This window comes from Reyranella sp. (assembly GCF_044224635.1).
GTDB lineage: Bacteria > Pseudomonadota > Alphaproteobacteria > Reyranellales > Reyranellaceae > Reyranella.
In genome coordinates, this window is record NZ_JBGAKA010000002.1 from 325,386 (window position 1) to 346,836 (window position 21,451).

Below are 21,451 nucleotides of genomic sequence, written 5' to 3' on the forward strand. Positions count from 1 at the left end.
CACCTCAGGAAAGCAGCGAGCGGTCGAGCTCGCCCTTGAAGGCGACGGCGATGCCGCCGGTCATCATCACATGATTGTCGCGCAGCCATTCGATGGTGAGCGTGCCGCCCTCGAGCACGACGTCTGCCCTGCGCTTCACCAAGCCACGCCGGCTCGCCGCCACCACGGCGGCACAGGCGCCCGACCCGCAGGCCAGCGTCAGGCCGGCGCCGCGTTCCCAGACGCGCAGGCGCAGGCGGCCTTCGCCCAGCAGCTGGGCGACGCCGATATTCGCCCGCTCGGGAAAGAAGCTGTCGTGCTCGAGCTTGGGGCCCAGCTCGGCGAGCGGGATGGCGTCGGCATCGGCGACGAAGAAGGTGGCGTGCGGGTTGCCCATGTTGGTACCGACCGGATCCTGCAACGGTCCCGCGCCGACCGGCAGATGATTGGTATCGCAAGCGGCGCGTACCGGGACTTCCCGCCAATCGAGCCGCGCCAGCCCCATGTCGACGGAGATCACCGGCAGGCCGTTGCTGCCTGTCCCGGTGCGCTGCGAATCGAGCAGGCCGGCGATCGTCTGCACCGTGACGTGGTCGGTCTTGCGCTCGTCCATCAGCACCGAGGCGACGCAGCGCGTGGCGTTGCCGCAGGCGCCGGCCTCGCCGCCATCGGGATTGTAGATGCGCATGAAGACGTCGGCGTCGCGCTCGGTCGGCGCCTCGAGCACGATCAGCTGATCGCAGCCGACGCCCAGCCGGCGGTCGGCGATGGTCCGCCGCCGGTCGGCCGTCAGATCGAACGCGGCACCGCGCGCATCGAGCACGACGAAGTCGTTGCCGAGCCCGTGCATCTTGAGGAAGGGCGTTCCCGTCATCTTGCGCGCTATATGGCGGTTCGCCCCGGCCAGCGCAACGAGCGTGGCCGGACCTGGCCGGCATGGGAGCCGCCCAGCTCGCGCACATCCAGTGCCGCCAGCCGCTTGGTGTAGATCGTGAGATGCAGGATGCCGAGCGGGTCGTAGGGCATGGCCGGCTCGACGAAAAAGCCGCGCCCGGCATCCCAGGCCGGAGTGGCATGATGGACCGGCCAGTTGCACCGGCTGGGCAACGGCTCGCAGGCGAAGCCCTGGTCGTAGACCAGCACGTTCAGCGCCATCTGGTCGGTCATGTCGGTCGAGCGCTGCAAGGCCTCGCCCAGCACGGTCGCCCAGCCCTGCCAGTGCGGCGCCCGTGACGTGAGCGCGAACACGCCGGCGTTGATCATGGGGTAGCGCACCAGGCGCTCGGCGGTCGCCTTGTCGAAGCACGCTTCGTAAGCGGCACCGCAGACGGCGGAGAACTCCGCCCAGGCGTGATGGTAGTGCCGCATCGAGCGATGGATTTCCGGTGCCACGGCGAGCGCTCCGGTGCGGGCGCCAGCGAGGAAGAGCGCGATCGCATCACCCTGCTGGACCCAGCAATCGCCGTCGATCCAGAGATAGAGGTCGAAGCCCGGGAAATAGCGCGGCAGGAAGGGACGCGCCGTCAACGCCTTGTAGCCGTTCTTGAGCTTGTCGCGGCCGGGGAAGTCGAAATCCCAGCCCGGCATGACCAGCGTGGCGCCGCGATCGCAGCACCAGGCCCGCTGCTCGTCGGTCAGGCCGCAATCGAGGATGCCGAGCGCCAGTGCCCGGCCCTCCGGCACGCTCTGCAGGGAGGCGATGCAGTCCTTCATCAGGTCGAAGTAGCCGGCATCGCCGCCGGTGATCGCGATGATTTGTTCCGCCATGGAGTCAGGGTGGCCCAACTGCGCTTTGCTGTCGCCTGTCCTTTCCGCCACAGTCGGCCGCCCTCGATCAGCTGAAGCCTCTTGCTGGGGGCGCGCCACTCCAGTGGCGCGATCACCGTCGATCACACAAAAGACGCGCGACTGGAGTCGCGCGGGCCCAACGGAGGAGGAGCCATGGCCAAGCATGTCGACTATTACGTCTCGCTCAATTCGCCCTGGACCTATCTCGCATCACGACGCTTCGAGACTCTCGCCAAGAAGCACAATGCTCACGTCTCGATCTGGCCAGTCGATTTTGGCTCCGTGTTCTCGGTCTCGGGCGGCCTGCCGCTGCCCAAGCGCGCGCCGCAGCGCCAAGCCTACCGCATGATGGAGCTGAAGCGCTGGCGTGATCATCTCGGCGTGAAGATGAATCTCGAGCCCAAGTTCTTTCCCGCCAACGAGGTGCCTGCCGCGAAATGCGTGATCGCGCTGCGCGAGCTGGGCCGCATGGCCGACGCCATCAAGCTCGCGCATGCCGTGCTGGCGGCACTTTGGGAGGACGAGAAGAACACCGGCGATCCGGCGACCCTGCACGAGATCGTCGCCAGCTGCGGACTCGATGCCGCCACGGTGATCAAGGCGAGCGAAGCGCCCAACATGATCGAAAAGCGCGAATCCTATACGCAGTACGCGATCGACCAGGGCGTGTTCGGGGCGCCGTCCTTCGTGATCGACCGCGAGATCTTCTGGGGCCAGGACCGGCTCGATTTCGTCGATCGCAAGCTCGCAGCCTGACGTCTGAAACAAGCCAACGACCGCCGAGACAGTATTCCTGTCATCCCGAGCGCAGCGAGGGACCTTTAAGGCCGCAGCAAAGGTCCTCGCTACGCTCGGGATGACAGCTGTTCTGGCCTCGCGATCTCGTACCGCGTCGTCAAATCCCGAGCAGGGCCGCCGCGGCGATGGCGAAGCCGTTGTTGGCGGCGTGCGCCACCAGGGACGGCCACAGCGACCCGGTACGCCAGCGCAGCCAGCCGAACCACAGGCCGAGCGGCAACACCAGGAGGATGTGCTCCAGCTCGACATGGGCGGCGGCAAACGCCAGCGAGCTCACGATCCAGGCGAGCACGCCGCCCCACCGCCAGGCCAGCCACCCATACAGGATGCCACGGAACAGCAGCTCCTCGACCAGCGGCGCCAGGCCGGCCAGCGCCAGCAGGCTCAGGGCGAACAGACCGGGATCGCGAGCGGTTTCCACCGCCTGCTTCATCCCCTTCGGGTCGAGGCCGATCTGACTGACCGCCACCGACAGCCCGATCGTCGCCAGCGTACCGAGCACGATCGGCCGCCAGCCGACCGCCCGAATTCCCAGCGCCGGAACCGCCCGTCGGCCGAGCGGCGCAACCGATATGACGACCGCCAGCAGGGCCGCCAGGAAGAAGGCGATGATGATCGCCAGCGTGCCGTCGCGGCGGGCCAGCCAGACCGCCGGCATCACCAGCAACGGCAGGGCGACAATGCAGATCGCCACGGACCATCCGTGGATCTTTGGATTACCCTGTTCAATCAACGGGTTATGCTGGTCCGCCAAGCCTTTTGACTCCGTGCCCGGCAGGCCTTATACCCCGCCCGTTCAATCGGTCGTGCCGATTTCTCGGTTCCCCCGTCGGGGAGCTCCGCTGATCCGCGAAGGTTCGCGCATCGGCGCGCTCTGCGTTTGGGTGATCCGATCGGAATCGGGCCCGATCGGCACTTGGGCGAACGGAAGCGACATGTTCGAAGGTCTGAGCAAACGTCTGGGCACTGTATTCGACCGTCTCCGCGGGCGCGGGGCGCTGTCGGAGGCCGACGTCGACACGGCCCTGCGCGAGGTCAGGACGGCGCTGCTCGAAGCCGACGTCGCCCTGCCGGTGGTGCGCCAGTTCATCGACTCGGTGCGCCCCAAGGCGGTCGGCTCCGACGTCATCCGCTCGGTCACGCCCGGCCAGATGGTGGTCAAGATCGTCAACGATCACCTGGTCGAGATGCTGGGTGGCACGGTCTCCGACCTCGATCTCAACGCCGTGCCGCCGGTGGTCATCCTGATGGTCGGCCTGCAGGGCTCAGGCAAGACCACGTCGAGCGCCAAGATCGCCTACCGCCTGACCCAGGGCCCGCAGGGCATGGCGGCCGAGATGTTCGAGGGAACGTTCTCGGTCAAGCGGCGTGTCCTCATGGCCTCGCTCGACACGCGCCGGCCGGCCGCACAGCAACAGCTCGCCATACTCGGCGAGCAGACCGGCGTGCCGACCCTGCCGATCGTGCCCCTGGAGATGCCGCTTGCCATCACCCGGCGGGCGATGGAGGTGGCGCGACGCGAAGGCTACGACGTCCTGATCCTCGACACGGCCGGTCGGCTCTCGATCAACGAAGAGCTGATGCAGGAAGTCGCCGACATCAGCGCGCTCGCCAAGCCCAAGGAAACCCTCCTGGTCGCCGACGCGATGACCGGCCAGGACGCGGTTAACGTCGCCAAGGCGTTCAACGACCGGCTGGCCGTCACCGGCATCGTGCTGACCCGCGTCGACGGCGATGCGCGCGGCGGTGCCGCGCTGTCGATGCGCGCCGTCACCGGCCGCCCGGTCAAGCTGATCGGCGTCGGCGAGAAGTTCGATGCGCTCGAGCCGTTCCATCCCGATCGCATCGCCAGCCGCATCCTCGGCATGGGCGACATCGTCTCGCTGGTCGAGCGCGCCGCCGAGACGATCGACAAGGAAGACGCCGAGAAGCTCGCCGCCAAGGTCCGCAAGGGTCAGTTCGACATGGACGACCTGCTGAACCAGCTGCGCCAGCTGCGCAAGATGGGCGGCCTGCAGGGCCTGATGGGCATGCTGCCGGGCGCCATGCAGGCCAAGGCGGCGATGTCCAAGGCCAAGATCGACGAGACCCAGCTCAAGCGCCAGGAGGCGATCATCCTGTCGATGACGCCCAGGGAGCGGCGCAACCCCGACCTGATCCACGCCTCGCGCAAGAAGCGCATCGCCAAGGGCGCGGGCATGCAGGTTCAGGACGTCAACAAGCTCCTCAAGCAACACGCCGAGATGCTCAAGATGATGAAGCGGGTGAACAAGCTCGGCGACAAGGGATTCATGCGCAGCCTTGGCGGGATGACTCCGCCGCCGGGCTTTCCGCGCTGAAGGCTGAAACGACACATCAATCGAGACACACGAAACGACCAGAGAGGATTTGAAGGAATGCTAGCGATCCGCATGACCCGGCACGGCGCCAAGAAGCGGCCGTTCTTCCACATTGTCGTGGCCGACTCGCGCAGCCCGCGCGACGGCCGCTTCATCGAGAAGCTGGGTACCTACAATCCGCTGCTGCCGCGCGAGCACGAGCAGCGCGTCACGCTCGACAAGGAGCGCATCGCCCATTGGCTGAAGGTCGGCGCGCAGCCGTCGGACCGAGTCGCCAAGTTCTTCGCCCAGGCCGAGCTGATGACCCCGCGCGAGCGTCGCGAGCAGAGCAAGAAGCCGCTGCCGCGCGCCAAGGCGCAGGAGCGTCTGAAGGCGGCGGCCGCGGCAGCCGAGAAGGAAGCTGCCGCGAGCTGATGAGCTGCGACCTGATGAGAAGGGGCGATGGCTGAGGGCCGCATCCTGCTGGGCGTCGTGGCGGCGCCGCACGGCGTGCGCGGCCTGGTCCGCATCAGGAGCTACACCGAGGAACCGATGGCGATCGCCAGCTATGGCCCGCTGTCGGACGAGACGGGGCATAAACAGTACCGGGTGGAGGCGCTGAGCACGGTAAAGGGTGCGGTGCTGGCCCGGATCGAGGGCGTAGCCGATCGAACGGCGGCCGAAGCGATACGCGGATTGCGGCTCTATGCGGAGCGCAGCGTCTTGCCGGCCCCGGACGAGGGCGAGTGGTACGAGGCGGACCTGATCGGTCTCGCCGCGGTCGGCCGGGATGGCCGGGATTGGGGCAAGGTGATCGCCTTCCACGATTTCGGCGCAGGGTCGACGATGGAGGTGTCGGGTGGCGTAGCGTCGCGCAGTTCGGTGATGTTGCCGTTCAATGACGATGCGGTGCCCGAGATCGACGTCGCAGGTGGCAAGGTGGTGGTCGATCCGCCGGACGGCGTGCTGGCCGGCGGAGCAGAGAAGGAGGCGGAGGACTAACGTGTGGCGCGCGACGGCGCTGACGCTCTTCCCTGGGATGTTTCCGGGCCCGCTGGGTGAAAGCCTGGCCGGCAAGGCCCTCAAGGAGGGCCTCTGGGAGTTGCAGCCGGTCGACATCCGGGGCTACGCCAGGGATCGCCATGGTACGGTCGACGATGCGCCCTTCGGCGGCGGCGCCGGCATGGTGATGAAGCCCGACGTGCTGTCGGCGGCGCTCGAGGCGGTGTCGGCGATGCCGGGCATGGCGAAGGCGCCGAAAGTGTTGCTGTCGCCGCGCGGTGCGCCGTTCGATCAGGCGCGCGGGCGCAGGCTGGCGGCGGGGCCGGGCGTGATGCTGGTATGCGGACGGTTCGAGGGCGTCGACGAGCGTGTCATCGAGGCCCACGCGTTGGAGGAGATTTCGGTTGGCGATTTCGTGCTTTCGGGTGGCGAGATCGCGGCCATGGCGGTGATGGATTGCTGCGTGCGGCTGCTGCCCGGGGTGATGGGCGAGCCACTCTCGGCGAGCGAGGAGAGTTTCGAGGACGGACTGCTGGAGTATCCGCACTACACACGGCCCGCGTCCTGGGTAGGGCCCGACGGGATCGAACGGTGCGTGCCGGAGGTCCTGGTGTCGGGCCATCACGGGCGGGTCGCCGAATGGCGGACCCGGCAGAGAGAAGAGATCACGCGTCGTCGGCGGCCCGACCTGTGGGCCCGCCGATCGCGCAGGGAAACGAATTGAAGTGACGAAAGGATGGATGCCATGAACATTCTCGATACGCTGGGCCAGGCCACGATGGACCGGATCGTAGCGGAGCGGCCGGTGCCGCGCTTCGAGCCGGGCGACACGTTGCGCGTGCACGTCAAGGTGCAGGAAGGCACCCGCGAGCGCATCCAGGTGTTCGAAGGCCTGTGCATCGGCCGCAAGAACGCCGGCGTGAACTCCTCGTTCACTGTGCGCAAGATCAGCTTCAACGAAGGCGTCGAGCGCGTCTTCCCGCTGTACAGCCCGGGCGTCTGGGAAATCGAGGTGGTGCGCAAGGGCGTCGTGCGCCGCGCCAAGCTCTACTACCTGCGCGATCTGCGCGGCAAGGCGAGCCGCATCGCCGAGGACGTCGAGGCCCAGCGCCAGCTGATCGCCGAGCAGGCCGTGGAGGAGGCGAAGCGGCCGCGGCGCGAGAAGCTCAAGAAGGAAAAGCCGCGCGGCGACGGCTCGGTGCGCGCCGCCAAGGGCGGCGGCAGGAAGTAGCAGGCGCGCCATGGCCACCCGCAAGAAGGCAGCACCGCCGCCCGCTCCGCCGCCGCCGCGCACCCTGTTCGAGAAGATCTGGGATGCCCATGTCGTCGACCGCCAGGACGACGGCACCTGCGTGATCTACATCGATCGTCACCTCGTGCACGAGGTGACCAGTCCGCAGGCTTTCGAAGGCCTGCGCATGGCCGGCCGCCGGATACGCCGCCCCGACGCCACCATCGCGGTGGCCGACCACAACACGCCGACCACCGATTTCAGCGGCGGCATCACCGACGACGAATCGCGCATCCAGGTCGAGACGCTGGAGAAGAACGTCGTCGATTTCGGCGTGCCGTATTTCGGGCTCGACGATCCGCGCCGCGGCATCGTGCACGTGATCGGCCCCGAGCAGGGCCTGACCCTGCCCGGCATGACCATCGTGTGCGGCGACAGCCACACCTCGACGCACGGCGCCTTCGGCGCGCTGGCCTTCGGCATCGGCACCTCGGAGGTCGAGCACGTGCTCGCCACCCAGACGCTGATCCAGCGGCCGGCCAAGAACATGCGCGTCTCGGTCGAGGGCAGCCTGCCGCTCGGCGTCACGGCCAAGGACGTGATCCTCGCCATCATCGGCAAGCTCGGCACGGCCGGCGGCACCGGCTACGTGGTCGAGTATGCCGGCCGCGCCATCCGCGAGCTGACGATGGAAGGCCGCATGACGGTCTGCAATATGTCGATCGAGGCGGGCGCCCGCGCCGGCCTGATCGCGCCCGACGAGACGACCTTCAAGTATCTTGAAGGCCGACCCTATGCGCCCAAGGGCGGCGCCTGGGATCTGGCGCTCAGCCACTGGCGGCGCCTGCCGAGCGACAAGGGCGCCACCTTCGACACCCAGCTCGACCTGCTGGCGGCGGACATTCCACCGATGGTGACGTGGGGCACCAGCCCGCAGGATGCGCTGCCGATCACCGACGTGATCCCCGACCCGGCCAATGCGCCTGACGAGAACCGCCGTGAGGCGTGGGCGCGCTCGCTCGCCTACATGGACCTGAAGCCGGGCACCCGCCTGGTCGACGTGCCGATCGACCGCGTGTTCATCGGCTCGTGCACCAATGGCCGCATCGAGGATCTGCGCGCGGCGGCCGAGATCGCCCGTGGCCGCAAGGTGGCGGCCAACGTGTCGGCCATGGTCGTGCCGGGCTCGGGCCTGGTGAAGGCCGAGGCCGAGAAGGAAGGCCTCGACAAGATCTTCATCGAGGCCGGCTTCGAATGGCGCCTGCAGGGCTGCTCGATGTGCCTGGCGATGAACGCCGACCGGCTCGAGCCAGGCCAGCGGTGCGCCTCGACCTCGAACCGCAACTTCGAGGGCCGTCAGGGTCGCGGCGGCCGTACTCATCTCGTGAGCCCGGCCATGGCGGCGGCAGCAGCCATCAAGGGCACGCTGGCCGACGTGCGCGACTTCCAGTAGGGACGCTGCAGGTCGTTTGCTTCCCCGTCATCGGCGGAAGCAAGACCGACTTCTCGCTCTCATTTTCCTCCCCAACTCTGTTGGGGAGGTGTCGCCGTCTTTGGCGACGGAGGGGTCATGAGCAGCGGGACCGAGGCTCATGACCCCTCCGCCCCGTATGACGGGGCACCGCCCCAGCGAAGCCTGGGGAGGAGAGAAGAGCGAGCGCTTCGAAAAATGTGGCCCAATTCGGGGTCGCCCGCGGTGCATGAATGCATACCCGTGCAAGATGTTGCAGGAGACGCGCACGTGGTAGGATGACGATGTCACTCTCCGGGGAGTTACGCCGTGGCCAGTGTTCCGAACTCGAGCTCTGCACCGCCGCCGCCGGTCTGGGATGCCCAGCCGGCCGGCACCGCCCAGGTCGCCTATGGCGGCTTCTGGATTCGCTTCGTGGCCTACATCGTCGACGCGATCCTGCTCAGCATCGTCTACTACGTCGTCGCGACCATCCTGGGCATCGACCTGACGTCGCCTGAATTCATCAACCACGCCAATGAAGCCAATGTGGTTTCCCTGCTGGTCGGTTGGCTCTACTTCGCCCTCATGGAGAGTTCCGAGCGCGGCGGCACCGTCGGCAAGATGGTGATGGGCCTCAGGGTGGTGAGCAACGAGGGCAAGCGGATCAGCTTCCTCAATGCCACCGGTCGCTACTTCGCCAAGATCATCTCGGCGATCATCCTATGCATCGGCTTCATCATGATCGGCTTCACCGATCGCAAGCGCGGCCTGCACGACATGATCGCCAGCACCCTGGTGATCAAGGTCCGCTGACCCTGACGGACGCCCCCTCGATCGCTTGACCGGCGGGCCGAAAACCCGTTTATTCCGGCGTTCGCGAGGGAAAACCCATGGAAAAATTCACCACGCTGCGCGGCGTCGCCGCGCCGCTGCCGATGGTCAATGTCGACACCGACATGATCATCCCGAAGAACTACCTGAAGACCATCAAGCGCACCGGTCTCAAGGAAGGGCTGTTCGCCGAGCTGCGCTGGACGGCCGACGGCCAGTCCAAGAACTTCGTGCTCGATCAGCCGGCTTACCAGAATTCCAAGATCATTGTCGCCGGCCCGAATTTCGGCTGCGGCTCGAGCCGCGAGCACGCGCCCTGGGCGCTGCTCGATTTCGGCATCCGCTGCATCCTCTCCGAGGATTTCGCTGACATCTTCTACAACAACTGCTTCAAGAACGGCATCCTGCCGATCAAGGTCTCCAAGGAGATCATCGCCAAGCTGATGGATGACGCGAGCCGCGGCTCCAACGCCATCATCGAGATCGACCTCGAGAAGCAGGAGATCAAGGGGCCCGACGGCGGCACGGTGCATTTCGAGATCGACGCCTTCCGCAAGCACTGCCTGCTCAACGGGCTCGACGACATCGGGCTCACCATGGAGAAGAAGTCGGAGATCGACGACTTCGAGGCGCGCCAGAAGGAAGCGCAGCCCTGGCTGCACGCGGCGAGCTGAGACAAGGCATCCGAGAGAACAGGACAATGGCGTCAAATCGCAATCTGCTGGTGCTGCCCGGCGACGGCATCGGCCCCGAAGTCATGAACGAGGTGCGCAAGATCATCGCCTGGATGGGCAGGAAGCGCGCCGTCGGCTTCGACATCCAGGAGGACGTCGTGGGCGGCGCCGCCCTCGACAAGCACGGCATCCCGCTGGCCGACGCCACGATGAAGACGGCGCTCGAGGCCGACGCCGTGCTGTTCGGCTCGGTCGGCGGCCCGAAGTGGGACAATGTCGAGTTCAACAAGAAGCCGGAACGCGGTCTCCTGCGCCTGCGCAAGGAAATGGACCTGTTCGCCAACCTGCGGCCGGCCAAGGTGTTCGACGCGCTGATCGACGCGAGCTCGCTCAAGCCCGAGATCGTCAAGGGTCTCGACATCATGATCATCCGCGAGCTGACAAGTGGTGTCTATTTCGGCGAGCCGCGCGGCCGGCATACCAACGCCCAGGGCGAGGTCGAGGCATTCGACACGCAGCGTTACACGGCGGGCGAGATCCGCCGCGTCTGCGCCGTCGCGTTCGAGCTGGCACGCAAGCGCAAGAACAAGGTGATGTCATCGGAAAAGGCCAACGTCATGCACACCGGCGTGCTGTGGCGTGAGGAGGCGACCAAGCTCCACAAGGAAAAATACTCCGACGTGAAGCTCGAGCACATGTACGCCGACGCGCTCGCCATGCAGCTGCTGCGCTCGCCCGGCCAGTTCGACGTCATCGTCACCGACAACCTGTTCGGCGACATCCTGTCGGACGAGGCCTCGATGCTGACCGGCTCGCTCGGCATGCTGCCCTCGGCCTCGCTCGGCGCGCCCGATGCGACCGGCCGGCGCAAGGCATTGTACGAGCCGATCCACGGCAGCGCGCCCGACATCGCCGGCAAGGGCCTCGCCAACCCGCTGGCCGAGACGCTCTCCTACGCCATGATGCTGCGCTACTCGTTCGACCTCGGCAAGGAAGCCGACCTGGTCGAGACGGCGGTCGAGAACGTGCTCGCCGCCGGCTACCGTACCGCCGACCTGCTGGGCGGTGGCAAGCAGGACGGCCTCAAGAAGGTCGGCACCCAGGAAATGGGCGACGCCATCGTCAAAGAGCTCGACCGGCTGGTTTGAGCCTCTTCCCCACGAAGTGGGGAGGGGTCATGTTCTTGCTGGGGGCGCGCCACTCCAGCGGTGCGTTCTTCTGTGTGATCGACGATGATCGCGCCACTGGAGTGGCGCGCCCACAGGCGCCAACTTTGGTCGAAGACCCAACAAAAACCCATCCTGAGGAGGCCGCGCAGCGGCCGTCTCGAAGGATGGGCCACACACGAAATCGTTGGAAAAGAGGTGTCGCAGCACTTGCCGCGCTGCTGACCCTTCGAGACGCGGCCCTGCGGGCCGCTCCTCAGGGTGAGGCTCCTTTGTAAGTGCGCACCTATGAGTGGCGCGTCCCTAGCCCATGACCCCTCCGTCTCGGATTACCGAGACACCTCCCCAGCGGAGCTGGCTAGTTTCAGCACAGATGTTGCGCTGCACGAAGACTGGAGAGGTTCGGCGTGCGTGTCGAGGCGCACGATTTCCCTGTAATTTTGGAATCCAATACAACGGTTGAGAGCAAGAATAGACTCCTCGAATCGCCTGGCGAATCACTTCAAAGCCCTCTGTTGCAGCGACCAGTTTCAATGTGATCTCTGACGATCCTCTTCAACCCAAAGAGGATCACCATGTTCGGCGACATCGGTTATTTCGGCGACCCGCGACTGGCCCGCAATGGCGCCTTGCTGGTCGAGCGCATGCACCAACGACAGACTGTCTGTATACGCAAGCTCACCGAGGACCGGGCCGAACAGGTCAGGGTCCTGCGCTTTCTGTCGAACAAGGAGGTCACGGTGGAGGAAATGGTCTCGCATCGCGCGCTCCTGGCCGGCGCCGCGGCGGTCGGCCGCCACGTCCTGGCAATCCAGGACACCAGCGAGATCAACTACCAGGCACAACGCCGGCGCAAGCACTCGCTCGGCACGGTCGGCAATGGCACCGACGTCGGGCTGTTCATCCATCCGGTGCTCGCCGTCGACGCCGACAACAGCGAATGCCTGGGCCTGGTCGACGCACAGATCTGGCGCCGCACCACCGGCAAGGCCGCCAACTACAAAGAACTGCCGATCGAGGCCAAGGAGTCCAATCGATGGCTCACGGGGGCCGACCGCGCCAAGGCCGTCCTGGCCAACGCCGCCCTGATCTCGGTCGTCGATGACCGTGAGGCCGACATCTACGAGAAATGGGATCGCCTGCCCGACCAACACACCCACCTGCTGACCCGCGCCTGTCGCAATCGTAGCCTGGGCGACGGCGGCAAATTGTTCGAAACCTTGGCCAGCTTCGACGAGGTCCACCGCTTCGAGCTCGATCTGACCGCCCGACCGGGCAAAAAGCGCATCGCCCGAAAGGCCACGATCGCCGTCCGCTTCGGACCGCTCACCATTCGACGCCCTAAATCGTGCTCCGATCGCCAAGCCTCGCCCGAGATCGACCTGTTCGCCATCGAAGCCCGCGAGATCGACCCGCCGCCCGGCCAGACACCCATCATCTGGCGCCTCTTGACCACCCATCGCCTCGACAGCCTCGAAAAGGCCGTCACCGTGATCGGCTGGTACCGCAGGCGGTGGGACATCGAGCAGCTCTTTCGAACCCTCAAGCAACAGGGCCTGCGCCTCGAACAGAGCGTCCTCGAGGACGGCAACGCTCTCGAAAAGCTCGCCGCCATCGCTCTCATCACCGCTGCCATCACCATGCAGCTCGTCGCCGCTCGCTCCGCCCCCCAACAAGCCGCCCCGGCAAGCCGCGTCTTCTCATCTCAGCAGCTCATCGTCATCGCCGCCTTGCTCAGCACCAGACAAGGGCGCACCGCAAAACAGCGAAATCCCTTTCCTCCCAACAGTCTCGCTGCCGCTGCCTGGATCATCGCTCGACTCGGCGGATGGACCGGATACCAAAGTGACAAATCAAATGGCCCCATCACAATGCGCGACGGACTCGAACGCTTCTACGCTATCGCTGATGGTTACCATCTCGCAGCGCAACATCTGTGCTCAAGCTAGCCAGCGAAGCTGGGGAGGAAAATGAACCTCACCTCTCGGCATCGATCGCCCCATCGACAGCGGCGGCGAATTTCGCCATGTCGCTTGGTGTGATGTCGGCCACCGCGCGCAGATCGAAGCCGGCATGGCGCCAGCGCGCGAGGGCGAAGCCATCGCGCTGGCTGACATCCGGCGCCTTGTTGGCGCCGGCGGCAGGCCACGCGGTGAGCGCGATGCGGTGCTGGTTGCGGCGATAGACCAGCACCGCGACCTTGCGGCCATCGATCACGTCGATGCGGCCGCCGACCAGGGGAAAACCTGCGGCGGTGAGATCATGGACCGGCGGCGAATAATCGATACGGCCGGCAAACCACGGCTTCACGGTGTGGCGATCCGACGAGGCGACATCGACCGCATGCTCGCTCATCGCCATGCGCACGTAACCTGCTACCAGCTCATCGACCTGGCGGTTGCCCTGCCCGACCAGGATGCCGCCCAGCCAGCCGAGCCCGACCGCCACCAGCAGGCTCGCCGCGATCGCCAGCCAGCGCAATCCCTCGCGCCGCTCGCCGACACGGGTACCGCCATGAGCATTGCCGTAGACACCGCTACCGACACCAACATTGGCGGACATCGCGCGCTCGAGGCGCCGGCGCAGAAGCTCAGGCGCCCGTTCGGGCTGCAGCTCACGCAGCAGGCTCCGCATCGTCTGCGCCGACTCCAGTCGCCGCCGGCACTCCGGGCAGCCGACGAGCGCCTGCTCGAAAGCGGCGACCTCGGTGATCGACAGTTCGCCGTCGAGGTAAGCGTCGACCATCCCCTCACAGGTCGGGCAATCCATGGTCCCTCCTTCCCAGCCGGTCGCCGAGCTCGGCAGCCAGCCTTTCGCGCGCCCGCGCCAGGCGCGACATGACGGTGCCGATCGGCACGTCGATCACCGCCGCGATTTGCTTGTAAGAGAGATCCTCGATCTCGCGCAGGACCAGGATCTCGCGGGCTTCGGCCGGCAGGGTCGCGAGCGCCGCCGCAACCTGTCGGCGACGATCGACCGCCAGGGCGCTCTGTTCGGGATCGGGCCCGTCGGCCGGCCGGTCCTCGATCTCCTCGAGCGGCTGGTCGGCCGAGCCTCGGCGCGCCGAGAGGTCGCTCCAGGTATTGCGCACGATGCGAAGCAGCCACGGCCTCGCCTCCTCGCCGCGAAAGGCATGGAAGTAGCGCAACGCCCGCAGCATGGCCTCCTGGGCCACGTCCTGCGCCAGCACCGGATCGCGGCTCAGCCAGCGCGCGAAACCGTAGGCCGCATCCAGATGTGGCAGAACAACGACGCGGAATCGCGCCGCCGTACCGCCGTCCGGTTCCGGCGCCTTCGACATGCTGCCCATTAGGACAGGATTACCGGCGGCGGGTCGATTTTATTCCGCTTGGAATATTCGTCGCAGACCACAGGTACTGACCGACGTATCGAGGAGGACTTCCATGCAGAACACCGATCGTCGCGAGTTCCTGAAGCTGGCCGGCCTCGCCGGCGTCGCCTTCACCGCGGGACTGTTCCCCGAGCAGGCCGCAGCCCAGGCTGGCTTGGATTTTCATTTCGTGCAGTTCTCCGACACGCACTGGGGTTACAAGGGTGCGGCCAATCCCGACGCCGAGAATACGCTCGCCAAGGCCGTGGCCACGGTGAACGGTCTCGGCCGTCAGCCGGACTTCGTCGTCTTCACCGGCGATCTCACCCACACGACCGACGATCCCGCCGAGCGCCGGGCACGCATGAAGCGCTTCCGCGAGATCGTCTCGGCGCTTGCCACCAAGGATCTGCGCTTCATGCCGGGCGAGCACGACGCCTCGCTCGACAAGGGCGAGGCCTACAAGGAGTTCTTCGGCGCCACGCATTACACCTTCGACCACAAGGGCGTGCACTTCATCGCGCTCGACAACGTCTCCGATCCGGCGGCCAGGCTCGGCGACGAGCAGCTCGCCTGGCTCGCCGCCGACCTCAAGCAGCGTAAGCCGGACGACCGCATCGTCGTGTTGACGCACCGGCCACTGTTCGACCTGCAGCCGCAATGGGACTGGACGACTGCCGACGGCGCCAAGGCGATGGAGCTCCTGATGCCGTTCAGGAACGTCGTGGTATTCTACGGCCATATCCACCAGGAGCATCACCACATGACGGGCCACATCGCCCATCATGCGGCCAATTCGCTGATCTTCGCCCTCCCGGCGCCGGGCTCGCAGCCCAAGCGGGCGCCGCTTGCCTACGATGCCGCCGCGCCCGGCAAGGGGCTCGGCACGCGCGATGTGTCGGTAAGCGACAAGGTCTCCCTGGTCGAGCTGCCGGTCAGCAAGGGTTGACGCCATGCATCGCAGACTTGTGGTCGCGCTGCTGCTCGGCAGCACGGCGGGAGGCGCTGCGCGCCTCGCCGCCGATGGTCCGGTCGAGATCCACATCGGCGCGAAAAGATTCGAGTTTCATCCCAACAAGGTCGCCGCCAGGCTCGGCCAGCCGATCGTCCTGGTATTGACCACGGAGGATCGCCTGCATGGATTCAAGATACCCGATCTCGGCATCCGCGCCGACATCGTGCCCGGACAGCAAGCGCGGGTGCCGCTGACACCCGACAAGATCGGACGCTTCGCCTTCCTGTGCGATGTCTTCTGCGGCGACGGCCACGAGGACATGGAAGGGGTCCTCGTGGTCGAAGCTTGACCTCACGCGCTTCTCTCTCTCTCTTGTCATCCTGAGCGAAGCGAAGGATCTCATCGCCACTCGCCGCAAGTGTAGTCTGACGCTTCTGGCGATGAGATCCTTCGCTTCGCTCAGGATGACAGAAAATGAGGATGCTCAGAACGACAAGAGAAATCTCCCGCTATTTCACCAGCGACCCCAGCACACCACGCAGGATCGAGCCGCCGTTCTTCAGCACCGCCCTGGTCGCCTCGCGCACGAGGACATTGGTCACCGTGCGCGTCGCCGTCTTGGCGATCGTCGTGCCGATCGAATCGGTGCGCCGTGCCGGCGTCCTCGAGGGCGCGGGTGGCGGCACCTCGGGATCGCGATCGGTGTCGCGCAGCCGGGGCCGCGGACGCGGCCGCGGCGGTTCGGCCGGCTCAGTCGGCTGGGACTGCGGGATGCGCGTGCCCCATGGTCCCGAGGAGGATGGTGGCTCCGACGCCGGTGGCAGGGGGGTCGACGGCGGCGGCGCATCGTACTGGCCGCGCCGGCCGGGCCGGGCTGCCGACGCCGGGTCCTCATGCTCGACGTCCTCATGCTCGACCTGGCCAGCGGTCGCCCGGCCGGTCAACACCTCGTAGGCCGATTCGCGGTCGACCACGCGCTCGTACTTGCCGGCAAGGGGACTCGCCTTGACGACCGCCGCGCGCTCGGCCGCGCTCGCCGGCCCGATGCGCGCACGCGGCGGCGCGACCAGGCAGCGCTCGACCGGCTCGGGCACGCCCTTGGTATCGAGGAAGGAGATCAGCGCCTCGCCGACGCCCAACTCCTGAATGACTTCCGCAGCATTGAACTTCTTGTTCGGGCGGAACGTCTCGGCGGCGGTCTTGACCGCCTTCTGATCCCTGGGCGTGAAGGCACGCAAGGCATGCTGGACGCGGTTGCCGAGCTGACCCAGCACCGACTCGGGCACGTCGAGCGGATTCTGGGTGATGAAGTACACGCCCACGCCCTTCGATCGGATGAGCCGCACCACCTGCTCGATCTTGTCAACCAGCGCCTTGGGCGCGTCGTCGAACAGGAGATGCGCTTCGTCGAAGAAGAACACGAATTTCGGACGGTCGACGTCGCCGACCTCAGGCATGATCTCGAACAGCTCGGACAGCAGCCACAGCAGGAACGTGGCGTAGAGTCGCGGGCTCTGCATCAGCCGGTCGGCAGCCAGGATGTTGACATAGCCGGCGCCGGTCGGATCGCGGCCGATCATGTCCTTGAGGTCGAGCGCCGGCTCGCCGAAGAAGCGCTCGCCGCCCTGCTGCTCGAGCGTCAGCAGTGCGCGCTGGATGGTGCCGACCGTCTGCTTGCTGACATTGCCGTAGCGCGTGGTGAGCGAGCCGGCATTCTCCGCCGTCCACTGCAGCACGCTCTGCAGATCCTTGAAGTCGAGCAGCAACAGCCCCTGCTCGTCAGCCACCTTGAAGACGATGTTCAGCACGCCTTCCTGGGTGGCGTTGAGCTGCAGCAGCCGCGCCATCAGCACCGGCCCGATCTCGGTCACGGTAGTGCGGACGGGATGGCCGCGTTCGCCGAACAGATCCCAGAAGATCGTCGGAAAAGCGCGGCCCGAATAATTCTCGATGCCGAGTTGCCCGGCCCGCTCGACGGCGCGCGGATTGTCGCCGCCCGGCCGGGCGATGCCCGACAGGTCTCCCTTCACGTCGGCCATGAAGACCGGCACGCCATAGGCCGAGAAGCCTTCGGCAATGGTCTGCAACGTCACAGTCTTGCCGGTGCCCGTCGCGCCGGCGATCAGGCCGTGGCGATTGGCATATTTCAGGAGGAGGAACTGGTCAGCATCGCTTGCCCCCACGAAGATCGCCGTGTCGTCGCTCATGCCAATCTCCTGGGAGGCCAAGCTCCTCATGACCCTCTCGGGTCATCCAATCGACTTTAGCCAAAGATCGGGAAGCATAGTAGGGTCGCGCCATGCCGCCGCTTCCCCGCCTCGCTCTTTCCGTCATCGGCGACGAAATTGGTCCGTCGCTCGACGAGATGATCTCGTTCGCCCACGAGCACGGGCTGAAACGTCTCGACATGCGCACCGTCGAGGGCCGCAACCTCCTCGGCATGAAGAAAGAAGAGGTGATCGCCATCAGCCGCAAGCTCGAGAAGGCTGGCCTGACCGTGCCTGCCTTCGTATCGCCCATGTTCAAATGGCAGGCGCCCGGCAAGTCGACTGCAGGCGGCAAGGTCGACTTCGCGTTCGATCCCAAGTCCTGTCCGGCCGAGAATATCGCCGACCATGCCATGGAGGTCGCCGTCATCCTGGGCGCACCCCACATGCGGATTTTCAGCTACCTGCGCTATCCCGGCTTTCAACCGAAGGATCTCGGCCGGCTGAGCAAGGATGTCGGCAAGCTGCATTCCCTCGCCCATCACTTCGACATCACCCTTCAGATCGAGAACGAGTCTGTCTGCAACATCGGCAGTATCGCCGAGCTGGCCAACTTCTTCGCCACGGTGCCGTGGCTGCCGATGGGTGGCGACGAGGAAATCGAGGAGATCGAGGCCGAGGACATCCGCGAGCCGCCGCAGCGCTACGTCCGGCCATTGGTCGATATCGCCAACGCCTGGTCGCTCGGCGAGCCGCCGAAAGATTCAGAGATCGCCACGCTGGCGCCGCTGACCACGGCGATCCATCTCAAGGATCGCAACCTCGAGGCACGCCGCACAGTTCCCCTGGGCGACGGCGACGTGCCGTGGCCGGCCGAGCTCGAGCGCCTGCTGAGCGGCGTCAGGGCTCCCGAGGTGCTGGCCAGCATCGAGACCCATTGCCCGCAGAATGGTCGCGAGGCGACGGCGCGATCGATCGACGGTCTGCGCCGGATCGCCAAGGAAGTCGGCATCGAGATCGTGTAAGGCCGCTTCATGCGCAGCTTTTCTTTCGTCACGGTCGACGTCTTCACCGACCGCCGGTTCGGCGGCAATCCGCTGGCCGTGCTGCCCGACGCGACCGGTCTCAGCGACGCCGAAATGCAGTCGCTGGCGGCCGAGTTCAATCTCAGCGAGACGACCTTCGTGTTGCCGCCCGACGATCCGGCCAACACGGCGCGCGTGCGCATCTTCAACCGCACGGCCGAGATGCCCTTCGCCGGCCATCCCAATGTCGGCACCGGATGGGTGCTGGCCGGGCTGGGCCGCGACCGCGACGGCGTGCTGCGCTTCGAGGAGATCGCCGGCCTGGTCGAGGTGCAGGTGCAACGCGACGGCGCCGAGCCGACGCCGCGCGCCGTCACCATCGCCGCTCCGCAGCCGCTGTCGCTCGGCCCGGAGATGCCGGTCGACCTGCTGGCCGGCTGTGTCGGCTTGGCGGTCGAGGACGTCGTCGTGGCGGCGCACCGGCCGGTCGTGGCGTCGGTCGGCAATTCTTTTGTTGTTGCCCAGGTGACCGGACCCGCGCTGTCACGAGCCGCGCCCGACATCGCCCGCTTCAAGGCCGCGCACGACGCCTTTCCGGTGCTCGGCCAGCGCCGGCTGCCACTCTATCTCTATGCCCACGACGGCGAGGCCGGCGGCGCCACGCGCCTACGGGCGCGCATGTTCTCGCCGCTTTCCGGCACGCTCGAGGATGCCGCGACCGGCAGCGCCGCAACGCCGCTGGCGGCGCTGCTGCTGTCCCTCACCCGGGATCGCGAGCGGCGCTACGACATCACCCAGGGCGTCGAGATGGGCCGCCCCAGCCTGCTGCTGTGCGCCGCTCATCGCGCCGCCGACGGCATCCGCGCCTCCGTGGGTGGTGGCTGCGTGGCGGTTCAGCAGGGCGAGATTGCGCTGTAGCGACCGCTGTCATGTTCTTCCGGACCACGAGCGAGACGCTCGTTGGTGTGGACGGCCCCCCGACGGCATCGATGTGCCAAGGTGAGGTCGTTGAAATCTCACACCAGGGGAGCCGTCCATGGCGAAGATAGCACGGATAGGGGTCGATACATCGAAGAGCGTTTTCCAGGTGCACGGTGTCGACGAGGCCGAGCGGGTGGTGTTGCGGCGCAAGGTGCGGCGGGCGCAATTTCTGGCGTTTTTCGCCACGCTCGAGCCGACGGTGGTTGGCCTGGAGGCGTGCGGGGCGAGCTACCATTGGGCGCGTGAACTGCGCAAGCTCGGCCATGAGGTTGTGTTGATCCCGCCGCAATACGTGAAAGCCTATGTTGCGCGCGGCAAGAATGATGCGAAGGATGCCGAGGCGATCTGCGAGGCGATGAGCCGGCCGCGGGTGCGCAGAAGCGCTTCGTGGCGGTCAAGAGCGAGGAGCAGTCGGCCGCCCAGATGTTGCTCGGCATACGCGAGAGTGTGATGAAGCGGCGCACCCAGCTGAGCAATACGATCCGCAGCCACGCGGCGGAGTTCGGCCTTGTCGTGCCCAAGGGCTCGACAAGATCGAGGGGCTGCTGGGCCAGCTTGCCGAGGACCGCAGTGTTCCGGACCTTGCCAAGGAGATGTTCGACGTTCTCGGCCAGGAGTTCGCCGAGCTCGCGCCCAGGCTGGCGACGATCGAGCGTCGGCTCAAGGCATGGCATCGTGCCGACCGAACTCGGCCGGCGCCTGGTCGAGGTGCCGACGATCCAGGCCGATCGGGGCGTGCCGGCTGGCGATCAGGACCACCGACCCCAAGGCCTTCGCCAGTGGCCGAATGTTCGCCGCCTGGATCGGCCTGACGCCCAAGGACCACTCGACCGCCGGAAAGCAGAAGCTGGGGGGCATCACCCGCGCCGGCGACGAAAGCCTGCGCGCCATCCTTGTCGCAGGCACCTCTTACATCGAACATGTCATGAAGGCCGCATCCAGCCCTCGCCGTGGTTGGCAGACCTGTTGCGGCGCAAGCCGCGCAAGCTGGTCGCCGTGGCGCTGGCCAACAAGACCGCGCGCATCGCCTGGAGGCTCATGGTCAGCGGCCAACGCTATGACCCAAACCACGTCCCGGCCAAGCGCCCCGCCACCCTAACCAGAGGTGAGCCCATCGCAATCGCCGCATAGAAATCGTGACTGTGGACATCACATCACGCTGACGGCCGAGGCTTGCTCGAACAACGAGGAGATGGACTGATCAGGTGATAAGAGTTCCCTGGGACACTCCGTCGGACCGCGCGGCATTCGATGCCGCTCGCTCGTTAGGAACTCAGGGACGCGGAAACCATCTTGGCAGCGATCTTCATCGCGACAACAGACCGGACATACGACCGCAATCGCCTCGACCGTTCCTCTATCCAAGCAGTTCGTGCCGCTAGCCGGCCAGCCATCGTCCACGGCACCACACCTGACGCGATGATGCGCTCGATGACCAGTCTCGTCGGGCGCCCACCGCGCTTCATCCTCGGGGGCCCACAGGGACCCGCGCGCCGCTCCGCCAGCCACTTAACGGGCGCTGCGCGGCGCGCGCCTCCCTGTGGGCCCCCGAGGATGAAGCGCTACGCCCGTCGCGAGGCGGGCAGTCTTCAACTTTGACTGGCTGCTCGCCGCAGACCACTCCCCAACTCTCTTTTGACGCCGCTGGCGTCAAAAAACTCTTGTAATCAAGGGGCCGTCCACATACGCGGTCCGGAAGAGGATGAACGCCC

Annotated in this window: 21 protein-coding genes and 1 pseudogene; 16 read left to right on the forward strand and 6 right to left on the reverse strand. The window is 66.4% G+C overall.

From position 1 onward, the window contains the following. Positions 1-4: 4 nt before the first annotated feature. Together dapF and ACILR9_RS03350 are read right to left on the reverse strand one after the other, a co-directional pair. On the reverse strand, positions 5-853 hold the full coding sequence (gene dapF / locus ACILR9_RS03345) for a diaminopimelate epimerase (RefSeq protein WP_395708463.1): 849 nt from the start codon (positions 851-853) through the stop codon (positions 5-7). Positions 854-861: 8 nt separating this feature from the next. Next, entirely contained in the window at positions 862-1,746 is an 885-nt protein-coding gene (locus ACILR9_RS03350; protein WP_395708464.1) for a hypothetical protein, read from the reverse strand. Positions 1,747-1,920: 174 nt separating this feature from the next. Here ACILR9_RS03350 and ACILR9_RS03355 point away from each other — a divergent pair, with 174 nt between their 5' ends. Next, positions 1,921-2,523: a 2-hydroxychromene-2-carboxylate isomerase gene (locus ACILR9_RS03355; protein ID WP_395708465.1), complete on the forward strand. Its 603-nt coding sequence runs from the start codon at positions 1,921-1,923 to the stop codon at positions 2,521-2,523. A 139-nt stretch (positions 2,524-2,662) separates the two neighbouring features. Here ACILR9_RS03355 and ACILR9_RS03360 read toward each other — a convergent pair whose 3' ends face one another. Then, on the reverse strand, positions 2,663-3,259 hold the full coding sequence (locus ACILR9_RS03360; protein WP_395708466.1) for a lysostaphin resistance A-like protein: 597 nt from the start codon (positions 3,257-3,259) through the stop codon (positions 2,663-2,665). A gap of 241 nt (positions 3,260-3,500) precedes the next feature. Between ACILR9_RS03360 and ffh the strand changes: the two genes are divergently transcribed. From ffh to ACILR9_RS03410, 10 genes are all read left to right on the forward strand, one after another. After that, positions 3,501-4,904, forward strand: a complete 1,404-nt coding sequence (ffh, locus tag ACILR9_RS03365; protein WP_395708467.1) for a signal recognition particle protein — start codon at positions 3,501-3,503, stop codon at positions 4,902-4,904. A 57-nt stretch (positions 4,905-4,961) separates the two neighbouring features. Beyond that, positions 4,962-5,318: a 30S ribosomal protein S16 gene (gene rpsP / locus ACILR9_RS03370; protein ID WP_395708468.1), complete on the forward strand. Its 357-nt coding sequence runs from the start codon at positions 4,962-4,964 to the stop codon at positions 5,316-5,318. Positions 5,319-5,345: 27 nt separating this feature from the next. Beyond that, positions 5,346-5,885, forward strand: a complete 540-nt coding sequence (gene rimM / locus ACILR9_RS03375) for a ribosome maturation factor RimM (RefSeq protein ID WP_395708469.1) — start codon at positions 5,346-5,348, stop codon at positions 5,883-5,885. 1 nt (position 5,886) lies between these two features. Further along, positions 5,887-6,609, forward strand: a complete 723-nt coding sequence (gene trmD / locus ACILR9_RS03380) for a tRNA (guanosine(37)-N1)-methyltransferase TrmD (RefSeq protein WP_395708470.1) — start codon at positions 5,887-5,889, stop codon at positions 6,607-6,609. A gap of 21 nt (positions 6,610-6,630) precedes the next feature. After that, entirely contained in the window at positions 6,631-7,116 is a 486-nt protein-coding gene (gene rplS, locus ACILR9_RS03385; RefSeq protein WP_395708471.1) for a 50S ribosomal protein L19, read from the forward strand. Between the two features lie 10 nt (positions 7,117-7,126). After that, entirely contained in the window at positions 7,127-8,569 is a 1,443-nt protein-coding gene (gene leuC, locus ACILR9_RS03390) for a 3-isopropylmalate dehydratase large subunit (protein WP_395708472.1), read from the forward strand. Between the two features lie 327 nt (positions 8,570-8,896). Further along, positions 8,897-9,382, forward strand: coding sequence for an RDD family protein (locus tag ACILR9_RS03395; RefSeq protein WP_395708473.1), 486 nt, complete (start codon positions 8,897-8,899; stop codon positions 9,380-9,382). A gap of 77 nt (positions 9,383-9,459) precedes the next feature. Next, the gene (gene leuD / locus ACILR9_RS03400; protein WP_395708474.1) at positions 9,460-10,074 is read left to right on the forward strand and encodes a 3-isopropylmalate dehydratase small subunit; all 615 of its coding nucleotides are present in this window, start codon (positions 9,460-9,462) and stop codon (positions 10,072-10,074) included. A gap of 26 nt (positions 10,075-10,100) precedes the next feature. Continuing rightward, the gene (leuB, locus tag ACILR9_RS03405) at positions 10,101-11,222 is read left to right on the forward strand and encodes a 3-isopropylmalate dehydrogenase (protein ID WP_395708475.1); all 1,122 of its coding nucleotides are present in this window, start codon (positions 10,101-10,103) and stop codon (positions 11,220-11,222) included. A gap of 593 nt (positions 11,223-11,815) precedes the next feature. Continuing rightward, positions 11,816-13,189 carry an IS4 family transposase gene (locus ACILR9_RS03410; RefSeq protein WP_395708476.1) on the forward strand — a complete coding sequence of 458 codons (1,374 nt, stop codon included), beginning with the start codon at positions 11,816-11,818 and terminating at the stop codon, positions 13,187-13,189. Between the two features lie 28 nt (positions 13,190-13,217). Here ACILR9_RS03410 and ACILR9_RS03415 read toward each other — a convergent pair whose 3' ends face one another. Together ACILR9_RS03415 and ACILR9_RS03420 are read right to left on the reverse strand one after the other, a co-directional pair. Continuing rightward, complete coding sequence (locus ACILR9_RS03415; protein ID WP_395708477.1) at positions 13,218-14,009, reverse strand: anti-sigma factor family protein; 792 nt, start codon at positions 14,007-14,009, stop codon at positions 13,218-13,220. Continuing rightward, the gene (locus tag ACILR9_RS03420; protein ID WP_395708478.1) at positions 13,990-14,541 is read right to left on the reverse strand and encodes a sigma-70 family RNA polymerase sigma factor; all 552 of its coding nucleotides are present in this window, start codon (positions 14,539-14,541) and stop codon (positions 13,990-13,992) included. The genes ACILR9_RS03415 and ACILR9_RS03420 overlap by 20 nt, the downstream gene beginning before the upstream one ends. A gap of 103 nt (positions 14,542-14,644) precedes the next feature. Here ACILR9_RS03420 and ACILR9_RS03425 point away from each other — a divergent pair, with 103 nt between their 5' ends. Further along, positions 14,645-15,520, forward strand: coding sequence for a metallophosphoesterase family protein (locus ACILR9_RS03425; RefSeq protein WP_395708479.1), 876 nt, complete (start codon positions 14,645-14,647; stop codon positions 15,518-15,520). Positions 15,521-15,524: 4 nt separating this feature from the next. After that, positions 15,525-15,875, forward strand: a complete 351-nt coding sequence (locus ACILR9_RS03430) for a cupredoxin domain-containing protein (RefSeq protein ID WP_395708480.1) — start codon at positions 15,525-15,527, stop codon at positions 15,873-15,875. Positions 15,876-16,035: 160 nt separating this feature from the next. Here ACILR9_RS03430 and ACILR9_RS03435 read toward each other — a convergent pair whose 3' ends face one another. Continuing rightward, complete coding sequence (locus ACILR9_RS03435; protein ID WP_395708481.1) at positions 16,036-17,733, reverse strand: helicase HerA-like domain-containing protein; 1,698 nt, start codon at positions 17,731-17,733, stop codon at positions 16,036-16,038. Between the two features lie 92 nt (positions 17,734-17,825). Here ACILR9_RS03435 and ACILR9_RS03440 point away from each other — a divergent pair, with 92 nt between their 5' ends. The 3 genes and pseudogenes from ACILR9_RS03440 to ACILR9_RS03450 all read left to right on the forward strand — a co-directional run bounded on the left by ACILR9_RS03440 (position 17,826) and on the right by ACILR9_RS03450 (position 20,870). Continuing rightward, the gene (locus ACILR9_RS03440; protein ID WP_395708482.1) at positions 17,826-18,758 is read left to right on the forward strand and encodes a sugar phosphate isomerase/epimerase family protein; all 933 of its coding nucleotides are present in this window, start codon (positions 17,826-17,828) and stop codon (positions 18,756-18,758) included. A 9-nt stretch (positions 18,759-18,767) separates the two neighbouring features. Further along, positions 18,768-19,676 (forward strand): PhzF family phenazine biosynthesis protein, encoded by a 909-nt coding sequence (locus ACILR9_RS03445; protein WP_395708483.1) that lies wholly within the window; start codon positions 18,768-18,770, stop codon positions 19,674-19,676. Positions 19,677-19,794: 118 nt separating this feature from the next. Beyond that, positions 19,795-20,870 (forward strand): annotated as a pseudogene (locus ACILR9_RS03450) (IS110 family transposase). Positions 20,871-21,451 lie beyond the last annotated feature (581 nt).

What these genes read in the sequence shown, in the direction of transcription:
- dapF (WP_395708463.1), bottom strand. Translation starts at nt 853, where the DNA reads ATGACGGGAACGCCCTTCCTCAAGATGCACGGGCTCGGCAACGACTTC.
- ACILR9_RS03350 (WP_395708464.1), bottom strand. Translation starts at nt 1,746, where the DNA reads ATGGCGGAACAAATCATCGCGATCACCGGCGGCGATGCCGGCTACTTC.
- ACILR9_RS03355 (WP_395708465.1), top strand. Translation starts at nt 1,921, where the DNA reads ATGGCCAAGCATGTCGACTATTACGTCTCGCTCAATTCGCCCTGGACC.
- ffh (WP_395708467.1), top strand. Translation starts at nt 3,501, where the DNA reads ATGTTCGAAGGTCTGAGCAAACGTCTGGGCACTGTATTCGACCGTCTC.
- rpsP (WP_395708468.1), top strand. Translation starts at nt 4,962, where the DNA reads ATGCTAGCGATCCGCATGACCCGGCACGGCGCCAAGAAGCGGCCGTTC.
- rimM (WP_395708469.1), top strand. Translation starts at nt 5,346, where the DNA reads ATGGCTGAGGGCCGCATCCTGCTGGGCGTCGTGGCGGCGCCGCACGGC.
- rplS (WP_395708471.1), top strand. Translation starts at nt 6,631, where the DNA reads ATGAACATTCTCGATACGCTGGGCCAGGCCACGATGGACCGGATCGTA.
- leuC (WP_395708472.1), top strand. Translation starts at nt 7,127, where the DNA reads ATGGCCACCCGCAAGAAGGCAGCACCGCCGCCCGCTCCGCCGCCGCCG.
- leuD (WP_395708474.1), top strand. Translation starts at nt 9,460, where the DNA reads ATGGAAAAATTCACCACGCTGCGCGGCGTCGCCGCGCCGCTGCCGATG.
- leuB (WP_395708475.1), top strand. Translation starts at nt 10,101, where the DNA reads ATGGCGTCAAATCGCAATCTGCTGGTGCTGCCCGGCGACGGCATCGGC.
- ACILR9_RS03410 (WP_395708476.1), top strand. Translation starts at nt 11,816, where the DNA reads ATGTTCGGCGACATCGGTTATTTCGGCGACCCGCGACTGGCCCGCAAT.
- ACILR9_RS03415 (WP_395708477.1), bottom strand. Translation starts at nt 14,009, where the DNA reads ATGGATTGCCCGACCTGTGAGGGGATGGTCGACGCTTACCTCGACGGC.
- ACILR9_RS03420 (WP_395708478.1), bottom strand. Translation starts at nt 14,541, where the DNA reads ATGTCGAAGGCGCCGGAACCGGACGGCGGTACGGCGGCGCGATTCCGC.
- ACILR9_RS03425 (WP_395708479.1), top strand. Translation starts at nt 14,645, where the DNA reads ATGCAGAACACCGATCGTCGCGAGTTCCTGAAGCTGGCCGGCCTCGCC.
- ACILR9_RS03430 (WP_395708480.1), top strand. Translation starts at nt 15,525, where the DNA reads ATGCATCGCAGACTTGTGGTCGCGCTGCTGCTCGGCAGCACGGCGGGA.
- ACILR9_RS03435 (WP_395708481.1), bottom strand. Translation starts at nt 17,733, where the DNA reads ATGAGCGACGACACGGCGATCTTCGTGGGGGCAAGCGATGCTGACCAG.
- ACILR9_RS03440 (WP_395708482.1), top strand. Translation starts at nt 17,826, where the DNA reads ATGCCGCCGCTTCCCCGCCTCGCTCTTTCCGTCATCGGCGACGAAATT.
- ACILR9_RS03445 (WP_395708483.1), top strand. Translation starts at nt 18,768, where the DNA reads ATGCGCAGCTTTTCTTTCGTCACGGTCGACGTCTTCACCGACCGCCGG.